Here is a 13,840-nt window from a genome sequence, read left to right as displayed (position 1 = left end):
TTTTCTCTCTCAACTGGTTGTGGTTTCCGGGAGATTTCAGCGGATATCCGTTGAAGGTACCAATGATGCATGAAGGGCCCTGCATGGAAAGATGCGCAGGGCGAAGTGATGGTCCGAGGGGCGAAGTGCTCGAGATGGTGTCGGCACGCGTGGCCGCGGCGCAATGCGCCGGTGACGTGGCTTTGTTCAAGAGGGCCGCTTGCGCGGCGGCCGTGGGTCGGGTAGAAAGAGTCCGGTGATCTATCCGACGAGCGAGCTTTCATGCCTTACAAGGCAAGACTGAAGACGGGCGAACCGCGCAAACGAGCGAAGCCGGGCTATGCGGTAACAAACGCGCACGAGTACAACGAAAGCCTGAAGCGGCGCGGGCAACTCAGCCTGTATTGTCCCGACGGAGACCTGAAGGCCTCTGACCACGATTCGGCCGAATTGCTATCATAAGCCTCATGGTTATGAAATAACGATTCTTTATGCAAATTCGCACATAAAGAACTCGGGCCGCGAATACGCCCAAACCGCTGCGTCCACTTGACGTCCAGTGCCGGCGATTGCAAGTAAATGGACCGTGGTCGAGGCTGATACGTGAGGCAGGTTGAGTTCCGCACGGCCCTCAGTTCGATGTCCCCGGCAATCGCGCAGATTGTTGGGCTGCCCGCTTCTGGCACGCCGTAACCCAACGGAGCTTCCCAGCTAGCGCGGGATGGTCGCGTCCGTCACCGACTGGTCTGAATGCGCGCACGCTTACCCGGTCATCGTTCGCAGCAAGCTCCGCATGACATCGTCCAATGTGTCATGCCGGGGACCATCATCTGACGCCGCGATGACCCGGAGCATGTCGCCCTCGAGCCTTACCTCCCACGAGACGATGCGGCGGCGGTCATGAGGAAACCGGGTCAGCTTTTCGCCAATCAGGCGTTCGATGCCCTGCATAACCTCACGTTGTTTTGCAAGAGGCACGCTTTTGTGGAAGGTGATCTGTTCACGCAGCGCCTGGCCGCGCTCGCCCTCGGGCAGGAGGCTGGTGTTCCATGCCGCCACAATCCCCGTCAGCGCGCTTTGACATTCCTCAAGAGTCGGGTTGCCGGATACCTCCCATCCGGGCCAGGGGCCATGAGATTTTCTGCTCCGGCGGTAAATCGTTACGATCGAGAACGATCGCGTCAGGCATACCCGACTGAGCCGCTCCCTGTCGTATCATCTCCAGATCACGCGCTCCCAGCTTGCGGGCACGCGAGGATTTTTTGGGCTGGCTGGTTTTGCCCATTTTTCTGCTCCCTTCGCTGCGTTCTGCATTTGCAAATTATGGCGGTCAGATGGTTGCGCGGATTGGCGCAGGCGCAACCGTTTTGCCAGACTTCTTGCGCTACACTGGCCGCCCCATTCGAGATCTGGAATCCGGCATGGCAACCGTCGAACGTACCGCGTATCCGCGCTTTCCCAAGGGTTTTTCGTCAGCGGAGCTGCAGGCGTTCTATACACCGGACGTTGAAGAGCTGGAATGGGCACGCCGCAGCGCGCGTGGCCAGTCTTCGAGACTGGGTATGCTCGTTCTGCTGAAGGTCTTTCAGCAGATGCACTACTTTCCCTTCGTTGATGCCATTCCCGCCGTTGTCATCGAGCACATCCGGACAAGCGCGAACATCGCTGCGGGGACGGCATTCGACTACAACAGGGCAAGATCGCCCGCCTTGTTTCGGCACTATGCGGCAATCCGGGAATTTCTCGGCGTCCAGTCCTACTACGGCACCGACGCCAACGAAATTGCGGTGCGTGCCGCGCACGAAGCCGCTGAGACGATGGATCAGCCGGTGGACATCATCAACGCAACCATCGACAGCCTGATCCAGCAGCAGGTCGAACTGCCAGCGTTCTCGACTCTCGATGCCATTGTAGAACAGGTCCACGCACGAGCTCAAACGACGCTGTTCCGACGCGTCTCGCGCCGCCTTTCCGAGGAGGACAAAGCCCAGCTGGACAGGCTGATCAAGCGCGAATTCAACCAGCGTCAGAGCGCGTACAACACCATGAAGCGATACGCGCTGCGACCATCGCGCAAGCATATCTCCCTGCTCGTCGACCATCTTACCTGGCTCGATGGTTTTGGCGACTTCGCCCATGCACTGGAAGGGGTTCCCGCGACAAAACTGCGTTCCCTGTCGACGCAGGCGATGAGTCTGGATGCGGCGAATCTGAAGGAAACCCTGCCAGAACGGCGATATACCCTCATCGTCGCATTGTTGCATCAGATGCGCGTGCGCGCCCGCGACGATCTCGCCGAGATGTTCATCCGCCGTATGGGCGCGATCCACAAGCGGGCCAGGGAAGAACTCGACCAGATCCAGGCACGTCAGCGCGAGCAGATGGAAAGCCTGGTTGATACGCTTGACGGGGTCGTCAATATTGTCGATGACCACACGGACGACACCGAGCTTGGTGCGCGCGTTCGCCAGTATCTGGCCCCGTCTGGCGACCTCGAACCATTGCGCGAAAGCTGTGCCGAGGTCCGGGCCTACAGTGGCAGAAACTACCTGCCATTGCTGTGGCGACATTTCAAGGCACATCGATCAGTACTGCTACGTCTGGTGCACGCACTGGCATGGAGCTCGACCACCCAGTCCGAGGCCTTGCTTCAGGCGATGGAGGTCGTTTTCAGGAACGAATCGCTTCATCGGGAATGGATCAACGTCGAGGTCGACCTCAGCTTTGCTTCCGAGCGCTGGCGCAAGCTCGTTTGCCGCCCGCCCGGGAAGGGCGCGCCGACCAACCGGCGTTATCTGGAACTGTGCGTACTGTCGAGCATGACGAGGGAACTACGTAGCGGAGACCTGTGCGTAGACGGCTCGGATGCCTTCGCTGACTATCGCGATTACCTGTTGCCCTGGCATGAATGTGAGAAACGTCTTCCAGGATACAGCGAGAGGCTTGGCATCGCAGACAGCGGAGCCGGCTTCGTGGCCCAGCTGCGCGAATGGCTCTCGGATGCAGCGCGTCAGCTGGATGACCGATTTCCTGAGAAGTCCGAACATGTAACCATCAACAAGGCGGGCGAGTTTGTTGTCCGTCGCACCACAGCGACCGTCATTCCGGAAAGCGCGGTGGCCCTGCAGAAGGCCATCATCAAGCGCATGCCCGTGCGCAATCTGCTGGACGTTCTCACCAATATCGAGCACTGGACACATTTCACGCGACACTTTGGTCCGTTAAGCGGCAACGATCCCAGAATCCGCGATGCCGAACAGCGGTACCTGCTGACCATCTTCGCAATGGGATGCAATCTGGGGCCCGCCCAGGCCGCACGCCACATGGGTGACAGGATCACGCCGCACATGATGTCGTTCGTCAACCGCCGGCACCTGAGCCTGGAGCGACTCGAGACCGCCCAACGTGAGCTGATCGAACTTTATCTTCGACTTGACTTGCCGAAACACTGGGGCGACGGCAAAACAGTTGCAGCCGACGGCACACAGTACGACTTCTACGACAATAACCTGCTGGCCGGCTATCACCACCGCTATCGCAAGATGGGCGCGGTCGCATACCGCCACGTCGCCGATAACTATATCGCGGTGTTCCGGCATTTCATCCCGCCTGGCATATGGGAAGCCATCTACGTGATCGAAGGGCTGCTCAAGGCCGGCCTGAGCGTCCAGGCCGATACGGTGCATGCCGATACCCAGGGGCAATCGGCTGCGGTGTTTGCTTTCACCTACCTGCTGGGCATCAAGCTGATGCCGCGGATTCGCAACTGGCAGGACCTCAAGCTGTACCGTGTGGATGCAGCGACACAATACAAACATATCGATGGCCTGTTTACGGAAACGGTTGACTGGGGACTCATCGGGCGTCACTGGAAGGACCTGATGCAGCTCGCGCTGTCGATCCAGTCCGGAGCAATATCATCGCCCCTGTTGCTGCGCCGTTTCGGCGCGGCCAGTCCGAAGAATCGCCTGTCCCTGGCGGCCGAGGAGCTTGGCAAGGTGGTTCGCACGGTATTCCTGCTTGAGTGGCTCGGCAGTAACGAGTTGCGGCAGGAGATCACCGCCACGACCAACAAGGTCGAGTCCTATAATGGCTTCGCCAAGTGGTTTTCGTTCGGCGGAGATGTGTTGCCGGTCAATGACCCGGACGAGCAGCAGAAACGTCTGCGTTACAACGACCTGATGGCTTCCGCCGCAATCCTGCAAAACACGGTGGACATGATGCAGGCGTTGCGCTCGATGGTGAATGAGGGCATTGAAGTCAATCCCGACGACATTGCATTCCTGAGTCCCTACCTCACCAGCAACCTGAAACGTTTTGGCAGGTACGAACTGGATTTTGGACACGTCGAGGGCTGGATACACGATCACCTGTTCGCCGGCCCGGTCCGCTCCCTGCGGAGAAACCGATCCCATGCCCGACATTGAGACCCCCTATGGCATCGTCGATGCCAACGCGCTGCAGTCATTGCAGCATCGATACGATACGACTGTCATCCAGCAGGCCGTGGACCTTTTCGACACGATCCGTGCGCGCTGCGAGCCCGATGGGCTGCGTGACGATCTGTTGCGCCTGCACGGCATGGCACATACGGTGATCAACGGCGCGAGCCTGTCGGTCCCCGCGGACGATCTCACGCTGGTGGAACAAACCGATTGCATCCTCGATGAGCTGGAAGACTGGCAGCTTGTGCTCGACCGGATGATTCTCGCCCTGCGCCCCCTGCAGGATTTGCGATCCGAGACGGACGAATCACTGTGAAGGCAGCCTCGCACAAGTGGCAGTTCACCCAACGTTTTCGCCGTAATGCTTTCGGATGGCGCTCGGACATACCGATCCAGCGTATCAAGGAAGCGCTTACGGAGATTCGGCAGATGGCGCGCAGCGATGCAGTGCTCGCGGCCGACGGCGCCGTAAAATTCCTGGAGAAAGTTTCGCCCGCGCTGGAACACGTCGACAGTTCGTCAGGCGCCATCGGCACCGCCGTGAACCGGGCGATCGAAGCGCTGGTTCCGGTCATTGCTGGCGCATCGGTCGACACCATCACGCGCCAACGCTGGCTCGAGCGGCTATGGGAGGCCATTCAGGATCAGGGCGGCCCCTATATCGAGGGCCTGTCGGACGAATGGGGCAAACTCTGCGTGACAGCGGAGATCGCCAATACGTGGGCCGACAGGTTCGTTGATCTGGTCGAGCACGTCTGGTCCGAGGGGCCCGGCGGATATTTTGCGGGAACAACGATCTGTCTGGCCTCGCTATATGCGGCTGGACGACATGCGCAGTTGCTCGCACTGGTGGAGCACGCGCCTTTCAAGCAGTGGCACTACCGGTGCTGGGGCGTCAAGGCGCTGCTTGCGATGGGCCGGAAGGCAGAAGCCCTGGCCTATGCGGAAGACACGCGCGGTCTCAACAGCCCGGATGGTCAGATCGCGCAGGCGTGCGAAGCGATCCTGCTGTCATCGGGTCTTGCCGACGAGGCATACCAGCGCTATGCGCGCGAAGCCAACCAGGGCACCACCTACCTGGCGACGTTCCGTGCCATCGCGAAGAAGTACCCGCACATCGCGCCGGAGACCATTCTGCGAGATCTGGTTGCTGCGTCGCCGGGTGAGCCGGGGAAGTGGTTCGCAGCGGCCAAGGACGCGGGCCTGTTCAACCAGGCCATTGAACTGGCCAATGCCAGCCCAACTGATCCCCGGACGCTGACGCGTGCCGCCAGAGATTTCGCTCAGAAGCAGCCAGCATTCGCCATGGCCGCGGGTCTTGCGGCATTGCGCTGGATGTCGCAAGGCTACGGCTATGAGATCACCGGGATCGATGTGCTCGATGCAAGCCGCGCGACGCTGCAGGCAGCGGTGCACGCTGGCGCCGATGCTGAATCTGTCAGGGAGCAGATTCGCCTGTCGATTTCCGGCACCTCCCCGCACGCCGACTTCGTGAGTCGGGCCCTGCAGGCGATCTAGCCCAAAGAATTGTCGTGAAAAATCCAGACAGTCGGTGTTTTGCAATTGATACAGAGATAACCTTTATTATCTCTGTGGCATTGTCTTTGTACTAAACTCAATTGCATGAAAACGCGCCTCACGATCCCGGCTACTGCCGACATCCCGACTGACTTTCCCGACGCCGGCGCGCTGGCAGCACTGCGTGTCTGGTATGAGGGCGCATCCTCGCGTGAGGCCGCGCAGCGGTACCTGCGCGATCAACTCAGCCGCGGCCAGTCTGCTCGCGGCGTCATCGGCCAGATCCGCCGGCAACTTGCACTTCACGCCCGCAGCCGGCAGCGGGCAGATCTGGCCACGCTGTTCGAATGCCCGGCCCATAAGCGCAGGCGTCATGCCCGCGCCATCGCACAGGCTGTCGAAGCGCTGCGCAAGCTGCCTTTGCCGCCCCCGCAGATCGGCGACGACATTGCGCATTGGCTGCCGGATCGTGCTGTGCGTGCCCTGTACGCGGCCGATATCCGGACCTTGGCCGATCTCACGGTACGGATTCCGCGTCGCCGGCAGTGGTGGACCGCCATTCCGGGTCTCGGCCCGGCCAGCGCCAGAAGGATCGAGGCCTTCTTTGCCGCGCACCCGGCGCTCACCGAGCGGGCGCGCGCACTGATCGTCGCGGACCGGCAGTCCGTCGTCACCCCTTGGGAACAGCTACGGCTACCGCACGAGGTTGACGGATCGGCTGGTGCCTTCCGCGCGCCAGCGTCGAGTTGCATCCTCGGCGCGGACAACGATTACGACGCCGTCCAGGCGTGGCTTGCATTGCATGAATCCCCGGCCACTCAGCGCGCCTACCGCAAGGAAGCCGAACGCCTGATCCTGTGGGCCATCGTCGCTCGCGACAAGGCGTTGTCTTCCCTGAGCACCCGCGATGCAACTGACTACCGGGCGTTTCTGCGCAGACCGACACCGCGCGAACGCTGGGTCGGACCACCTCGACCGCGCACCTCGCCGGACTGGCGCCCGTTCGTCGATAACCTCTCGGCCCGTTCGATCGCCCATGCGCTTGCGGTGCTCAGCGCCATGTTCCGCTGGCTGGTCGAGCAGCGCTATGTCGTGGCCAACCCCTTTGCCGGCATCAAGGTGCGCGGCAGCAAACGTGCGATGGAGCTCGAGACCACGCACGCCTTTACCGAAGGCGAATGGCTGCTGGTACGCGCCATTGCAAACGGGCTCGAGTGGTCGTACGGCTGGCAGGCCGCCGCCGCGCACCGGCTTCGGTTCATGCTGGATTTTGGTTACGCGACGGGACTGCGGATCAGCGAACTGGCCGATGCCGCCTTGCGCAGTGTCGAGGCAGACGCCGCCGGCGATCACTGGCTGCACGTGACCGGAAAAGGTGGCAAGCCAGCACGGGTGACCTTGACGCCCCTGGCACGCAGCGCGCTGGACCGGTATCTGCAGGAACGGGGGCTACCTGTCAGCCGCGCGCACTGGAACCCCGCCACACCGGTGATCGGCAGCCTGGACGTCGATGCGGACGGCATCAAGCCCCTGCGTCTATGGGAAGTCATGCGACGGTTTTTCCGGAGCGCTGCGCGAATCATTGAAAGCGATCACCCGGCACTGGCTGAGAAACTCCGTCAGGCGACGCCGCACTGGATGCGGCATACCCATGCGACCCACGCGCTTGCGAAGGGTGTGGAGTTGAGCGCTGTACGGGACAACCTTCGTCACGCCTCGATTTCGACCACGTCCATCTACTTGCACGCCGACGACGTCAAGCGGGCACGACAGTTCGGTGAGGCGTTCACGGCTTGATTGGCTTATGCTGCTATTGAATAAGGAGAGGCGACTTCATAACCGCTGGGCTTATGATAGCAATTCGACCGAATCTTGGTCGTACCCCCTGAAGGCGCTGTTCATCAACGACACGCCCTACCAGAAGGGCGTGTCGGGTCAGTCTCGGACGTACAGCGATGCGTACCTCGAAGCGAACAGCAGTAAAGCGCAAACGAAAAGCGTGCTAGATGAGCTGATCCAGCAAGGCGCGCGGCAGATCATTCAGCAGGCAGTCGAGGTGGAACTGGCGACCATGCTCGAACAGTACAGCAACGTGAAGTCGATCGACGGCCGGCGTGCCGTGGTGCGCAACGGCTACCTGCCCGAGCGCGAGGTCGTCACAGCGATCGGTCCGGTGACGGTTCAGGTGCCGAAGGTGCGGGATCGTTCGGGCTCGGGCATCCGGTTCAATTCGACGATCGTGCCGCCGTACGTGCGCAAGTCCGCGCGCGTGTCGGCAGCGCTGCCGTCCCCGATGGGCGGGCAAATTCCCCCACCTGTGGGCACCTAAAATCCCCCACCTAGAGACACGCGGAGCATGACGCTGGCGCGGTCTGGCAGGACGTTACCTTACACCCCTCGAATGAAGAAAAAGAGGGGTTGTTGGAGTGAATGTCTTGAAGCCGCATCTGCAAACAACCATCGCCACGCTCATCGCCGCGGGCAAACGTCAGCGGGAGATTGCCCGGATTACGGGAGTCGACCGTAAGACGATCCGCAAGTACCAGGAGCAATTCGCGGCGGCGCAGGCAAATTCCCCCACGGTGCCCACCGGCTCCGGGCTGCAAATTCCTCCACCCTGCCCACCGGCAAAGAGCAACCAGATATCGGCCTGCGAGTCACACCGGGAGTTCATAGAGGCCCAGTTGCGGCTGCGGCGCAACGCCATGGCCATCTACCAGGATCTGGTGGACCGGTTTGGCTTTGCTGCCGGATACGACAGCGTCAAGCGGTTGGTGCGGACATTGCGCCAGCATGAACCGGCCCAGTTTGACCGGCTGGATTTCCAGCCTGGCGAAGAAGCCCAGGTTGATTATGGCGAGGGGGCCCTGACCAGGGTGCCGGGCACAAACCGTTACCGCAAGCCGCGGTTGTTCGTCATGACGCTTCGGTACTCGCGACGCAGCTTCCGCCGCGTTGTGTGGAAGTCCAGCAAACAGGTCTGGGCCGAGTTGCACGAGCAGGCCTGGCGCCAGCTGGGTGGTGTAACGCAATACGTCGTCCTCGACAATCTGAAGGAAGGCGTGATCAAACCGGACCTGTACGAGCCGGAGCTCAATCCGGTGTATGCAGCCATGCTCGCTCACTACGGCGTGGTGGCGGACCCAGCCCGCGTACGAGATCCGAATCGCAAGGGCACCGTCGAGAACGCTATCCAGCATACCCAAGGCACGGCCCTGAAGGGGCGCCGGTTCGAGTCGATCGAGGAGCAAAACGCCTTCCTTGATCAATGGGAATCGAACTGGGCGGCCAGAAGGATCCACGGCAGTACCCGTCGCCAGGTTCAGGCGATGTTCGAGGAAGAGCGCCCCCATCTGCGTGCCTTGCCGGCGCGCAACTTCGAATACTTCACCGACAAGGTCTACACGGTCTGCGACGACACGTGCGTACGGGTCGACCACAGCAGTTACGCTGCCCAACCGGCTCCCATTGGCAGCAAGGTGCTGGTGCGTAAATTTGCCCGTCACCTGGAAATCCGCAACCTCCAGACACAGACATTGCTGCGCACCCACATTCTGGCCGACAGGCCGGGAACAGTGATCCTGCCGCACGACGAGCGACCGTTCAATCCCTCCCGGGAAACGCGCCGCATCCTCGCGCAGGCCAGGACGATCGGGCCATCGGCCGAACGCCTGTGCCAGCATCTGTTCGACACCGAAGGGCGAGTCGGTCAGCGCAAGCTCTGGGGCATCGTCGGCCTGGTCCGGCGCTATCCCCGCCGCCTGATCGAATCGGCCTGCGAGATCGCAATGAGAGAAGGCATGCCCAGCTACAAACAGGTCAAGGCGCTGACCGAGCGTCTGCTGGAGCAGGCGCTGGCCGAACTGGACGCGCCCGTCCAGGGCGAACTGCCCTTGACTCAGGAACATCACCTCATCCGGGACGGCGACGACTACGCCGACCTGTTCACCCTCGGCGCCAAGCATAGCGCCGCCATGCCATCACCCAACGGAGATCTCTCTTGAGCATGAGCCTTGCCGAAATCGACCGCGCCCTGCGCGAACTGCGCCTGTCCGGCATCAGCGCGACACTGGAAACCCGGGTGCTGCAAGCCCAGGCCAGCCAGCAGCCATTCCTTGAAACCTTCTCCATGATTCTGCAGGACGAGCTCGATCGACGACAGTCCCGGCTTCTCGAACGACGCTTCCAGCAGTCCGGCCTGGACGAGCGCAAAACCCTGAGCGACTTCGACTGGTCCTTCAACACGAAAGTCCCCCGGCAGGCCTGCTTCGAGCTACACACGCTGAAGTTCGTCGCCGACAGCGACAACGCGCTGCTGATCGGCAAACCCGGCACCGGCAAAAGTCATATCGCCAAGGCTATCGCCTACAACGCCACCCTGCAGGGGATGAAGGTGCGATACGTCGAGTCCGACACCGTGTTCGCCGGCTATGCCGTGGAAACACGTGCCGATCAGGACCGGCTGCTCAAGGCCCTGGTCGAGCCCGAACTCCTCGTGCTTGACGATCTGTTCCTCGCCAAACGCATTCCCGATGCCGCGGCCGAATTGCTGCAGACACTGGTCCATCAACGCTACAAGCAACGTCGCAGCATCCTCGTCACGTCCAACCGTGTCGTCCAGGACTGGGGGCGCTACCTTCGCGACAGCACCATGGCCTCGACGATCCTTGATCGTCTGCTGCATCGCTCCAAACTCCTCGAGTTTGAAGGGAGCTATTGTCGAATCTGGTGTACAGCGGGAGCGGCGGGAATTTGAGAAGGCGGTGGCGGTCTAGCGAGAATGTTGCTTGTCAAAGGCACAACCAGCGAACCCGAGAAGGCCGGACCCGACCACCATGAAGAAGATTACGCAAGAAGCGAACAGCAGTAAAGCGCAAACGAAAAGCGTGCTAGATGAGCTGATCCAGCAAGGCGCGCGGCAGATCATTCAGCAGGCAGTCGAGGTGGAACTGGCGACCATGCTCGAACAGTACAGCAACGTGAAGTCGATCGACGGCCGGCGTGCCGTGGTGCGCAACGGCTACCTGCCCGAGCGCGAGGTCGTCACAGCGATCGGTCCGGTGACGGTTCAGGTGCCGAAGGTGCGGGATCGTTCGGGCTCGGGCATCCGGTTCAATTCGACGATCGTGCCGCCGTACGTGCGCAAGTCCGCGCGCGTGTCGGCAGCGCTGCCGTGGCTGTACCTGCGAGGCATCTCGACGGGCGACATGAGCGAAGCCATGGGCATCATGCTGGGCGGCCAGGTCAGCGGCATGTCGCCGAACGTCGTGAGCCGGCTGAAGGCCCAATGGGCCGATGAGCATGAGCAGTGGAATCGGCGTGAGCTGTCGTCGGCGCGCTGGGTCTACTGGTGGGCCGACGGCATTCACACCGGTGTGCGCAGCGACGATTCCGACGGCCAGTGCCTGCTGGTGATCGTTGGCGTCAAACCGGACGGGACGAAGGAACGTGTGGCCATCGGTGACGGCTACCGGGAATCGAAGGCATCGTGGAGCGAACTGCTGCTCGATCTGAAGAAGCGCGGCCTGCCGTCGGGGCCACTGCTGGCCTGCGGCGATGGCGCGATGGGATTCTGGGCCGCGATGGAGGAAGTGTTCCCGCAGACGAAGCATCAGCGCTGCTGGTTTCACAAGATGGGTAACGTGCTCAATGCGCTGCCGAAATCGCAGCAGGCTCGAGGCAAGAAGGCGATGCAGGACATCTGGATGGCGGCCACGCGCGCTGATGCACTGGCCGCATTCAATCACTTCGTCGACGCGTACTCGGCAAAGTACCCGAAGGTCGCCGAAAAGCTGACGGAAGATCGTGACGAGCTGCTCGCGTTTTACGATTTCCCGGCTGAACACTGGCAGCATCTGCGCACCACGAACCCGATTGAATCGACCTTTGCGACGGTGCGCCATCGCACGAAACGCACGCGCAACTGTGTATCGCGCGCGACGTTCCTCGGGCTGGCGTTCAAGCTGATCGAGTCGGCCGAAGAATCGTGGCGGCGCATCCGCGCCCCGGAAAAGCTCACTTCGATGCTTGACGGGATGACGTTCAAGGATGGAGAACCGGTGACCGACAGCACACCGGCTCAGCAATCGCTAGCCGCCTGATTACGCCGAGACCGCATACACCAGATTTGACTTTAACTCTTTGAAGGCAAGAGCTATCGACTCCGGGAAGCTGCTGCCAGGCTTGCCGTCACTGAGGAATCCGACGCATAATCCGCTCGTCCTGCCTGGGGGAATTTAGCCGCCCACAAGTGGAGGAGTTTGAACTGCCCATCGGGGCTGCCGTGGCTGTACCTGCGAGGCATCTCGACGGGCGACATGAGCGAAGCTATGGGCATCATGCTGGGCGGCCAGGTCAGCGGCATGTCGCCGAACGTCGTGAGCCGGCTGAAGGCCCAATGGGCCGATGAGCATGAGCAGTGGAATCGGCGTGAGCTGTCGTCGGCGCGCTGGGTCTACTGGTGGGCCGACGGCATTCACACCGGTGTGCGCAGCGACGATTCCGACGGCCAGTGCCTGCTGGTGATCGTTGGCGTCAAACCGGACGGGACGAAGGAACGTGTGGCCATCGGTGACGGCTACCGGGAATCGAAGGCATCGTGGAGCGAACTGCTGCTCGATCTGAAGAAGCGCGGCCTGCCGTCGGGGCCACTGCTGGCCTGCGGCGATGGCGCGATGGGATTCTGGGCCGCGATGGAGGAAGTGTTCCCGCAGACGAAGCATCAGCGCTGCTGGTTTCACAAGATGGGTAACGTGCTCAATGCGCTGCCGAAATCGCAGCAGGCTCGAGGCAAGAAGGCGATGCAGGACATCTGGATGGCGGCCACGCGCGCTGATGCACTGGCCGCATTCAATCACTTCGTCGACGCGTACTCGGCAAAGTACCCGAAGGTCGCCGAAAAGCTGACGGAAGATCGTGACGAGCTGCTCGCGTTTTACGATTTCCCGGCTGAACACTGGCAGCATCTGCGCACCACGAACCCGATTGAATCGACCTTTGCGACGGTGCGCCATCGCACGAAACGCACGCGCAACTGTGTATCGCGCGCGACGTTCCTCGGGCTGGCGTTCAAGCTGATCGAGTCGGCCGAAGAATCGTGGCGGCGCATCCGCGCCCCGGAAAAGCTCACTTCGATGCTTGACGGGATGACGTTCAAGGATGGAGAACCGGTGACCGACAGCACACCGGCTCAGCAATCGCTAGCCGCCTGATTACGCCGAGACCGCATACACCAGATTTGACTTTAACTCCGTGGCATCGAAATCATGATCGTCAAGGGGCAATTGAACGACGGCGGCGTTGGTCAAACTCCCGCGCAGCAGTTCTATTCACTGGCTGGATAAGGAATCCATACCATATCCGAGTTGGCCGACCTCTCGCTCTTACTGCGACAGAACCCACAATTTTGCGCGCAGGGCTTCGGCAACACCCGCGGAGCCCGCGCCTTCGATACCTAAGAACTTTGCGACAACAGCGAGCGCCGCAGTATCGTTGCTGTGCAGCACCTCAAGCGCGCAACGTTTCCAATCTTGATCGGCTAACCGGTAGAGACACCAACTCTGCAGCGCTGCAATTACGGGCGAACCGTAACCTTGCGCATCGATCTGCCGCAATAAGCGCAATGCGTCGAGCCAGCGCTGCGATTTGATGAGCATCCGCACCTCGCAAGTATCGACAATCATGCGACGTGGATGAATCTGACGCAGCAATAATAGTAGGTCTTCCAGATCGGTGCGCGCATCGAGATGCAGACCCTCTGAAAAAATCCACAGCAGCATGTCGAGCACTACACAGCTATGTCGACCTCTTGTCACTGCTGATGCCGCAACGAGGGACTTATCTCGTCCGTGAGGAAAAGGAGCAATCGTCAAGAGTGACGTATGCAGATCGTTCGGCAT

General features: G+C 61.1%; 10 protein-coding genes and 3 pseudogenes. 11 read left to right on the top strand and 2 right to left on the bottom strand.

The genetic code is table 11. From position 1 onward, the window contains the following. Window positions 1-261 precede the first annotated feature (261 nt). Window positions 262-441, top strand: coding sequence for a hypothetical protein (locus QFZ94_RS01615; protein WP_429455390.1), 180 nt, complete (start codon window positions 262-264; stop codon window positions 439-441). Window positions 442-741: 300 nt separating this feature from the next. On the opposite strand, the gene QFZ94_RS01610 is transcribed toward QFZ94_RS01615, so the two are convergent. Next, on the bottom strand, window positions 742-1,038 hold the full coding sequence (locus QFZ94_RS01610; protein ID WP_429455389.1) for a hypothetical protein: 297 nt from the start codon (window positions 1,036-1,038) through the stop codon (window positions 742-744). A gap of 362 nt (window positions 1,039-1,400) precedes the next feature. On the opposite strand from QFZ94_RS01610, the gene QFZ94_RS01605 reads away from it, so the two are divergent. The 10 genes and pseudogenes from QFZ94_RS01605 to QFZ94_RS01560 all read left to right on the top strand — a co-directional run. Then, window positions 1,401-4,406 (top strand): Tn3 family transposase, encoded by a 3,006-nt coding sequence (locus QFZ94_RS01605; RefSeq protein WP_429455439.1) that lies wholly within the window; start codon window positions 1,401-1,403, stop codon window positions 4,404-4,406. Beyond that, the gene (tnpC, locus tag QFZ94_RS01600; RefSeq protein WP_028232002.1) at window positions 4,393-4,740 is read left to right on the top strand and encodes a Tn3 family transposase post-transcriptional regulator TnpC; all 348 of its coding nucleotides are present in this window, start codon (window positions 4,393-4,395) and stop codon (window positions 4,738-4,740) included. The genes QFZ94_RS01605 and tnpC overlap by 14 nt, the downstream gene beginning before the upstream one ends. Further along, window positions 4,737-5,942, top strand: coding sequence for a hypothetical protein (locus QFZ94_RS01595; protein WP_429455388.1), 1,206 nt, complete (start codon window positions 4,737-4,739; stop codon window positions 5,940-5,942). The genes tnpC and QFZ94_RS01595 overlap by 4 nt, the downstream gene beginning before the upstream one ends. A 105-nt stretch (window positions 5,943-6,047) precedes the next feature. Next, the gene (locus tag QFZ94_RS01590) at window positions 6,048-7,739 is read left to right on the top strand and encodes a site-specific integrase (RefSeq protein ID WP_028232000.1); all 1,692 of its coding nucleotides are present in this window, start codon (window positions 6,048-6,050) and stop codon (window positions 7,737-7,739) included. Between the two features lie 130 nt (window positions 7,740-7,869). Continuing rightward, window positions 7,870-8,229 (top strand): annotated as a pseudogene (locus QFZ94_RS01585) (transposase); the annotation flags it as partial. Window positions 8,230-8,368: 139 nt separating this feature from the next. Next, window positions 8,369-9,946, top strand: a complete 1,578-nt coding sequence (gene istA, locus QFZ94_RS01580; RefSeq protein ID WP_429455387.1) for an IS21 family transposase — start codon at window positions 8,369-8,371, stop codon at window positions 9,944-9,946. 2 nt (window positions 9,947-9,948) lie between these two features. Continuing rightward, entirely contained in the window at window positions 9,949-10,698 is a 750-nt protein-coding gene (gene istB / locus QFZ94_RS01575) for an IS21-like element helper ATPase IstB (RefSeq protein WP_429455438.1), read from the top strand. 79 nt (window positions 10,699-10,777) lie between these two features. After that, window positions 10,778-12,043 (top strand): IS256 family transposase, encoded by a 1,266-nt coding sequence (locus QFZ94_RS01570; protein WP_429455097.1) that lies wholly within the window; start codon window positions 10,778-10,780, stop codon window positions 12,041-12,043. A 153-nt stretch (window positions 12,044-12,196) separates the two neighbouring features. After that, window positions 12,197-13,153 (top strand): annotated as a pseudogene (locus QFZ94_RS01565) (IS256 family transposase); the annotation flags it as partial. A 36-nt stretch (window positions 13,154-13,189) separates the two neighbouring features. Beyond that, a pseudogene (locus QFZ94_RS01560) lies at window positions 13,190-13,285 on the top strand (IS6 family transposase); the annotation flags it as partial. A 39-nt stretch (window positions 13,286-13,324) separates the two neighbouring features. Here QFZ94_RS01560 and QFZ94_RS01555 read toward each other — a convergent pair. Continuing rightward, window positions 13,325-13,840, bottom strand: a complete 516-nt coding sequence (locus QFZ94_RS01555) for an HrpB1 family type III secretion system apparatus protein (RefSeq protein ID WP_429455386.1) — start codon at window positions 13,838-13,840, stop codon at window positions 13,325-13,327.

The sequence above is a fragment of the Paraburkholderia sp. JPY465 genome (assembly GCF_050436725.1).
Taxonomy (GTDB): Bacteria; Pseudomonadota; Gammaproteobacteria; order Burkholderiales; family Burkholderiaceae; genus Paraburkholderia; species Paraburkholderia youngii.
The sequence above is the reverse complement of the archived record's forward strand: the minus strand, read 5'-3'. Positions and strand labels throughout refer to the sequence as shown.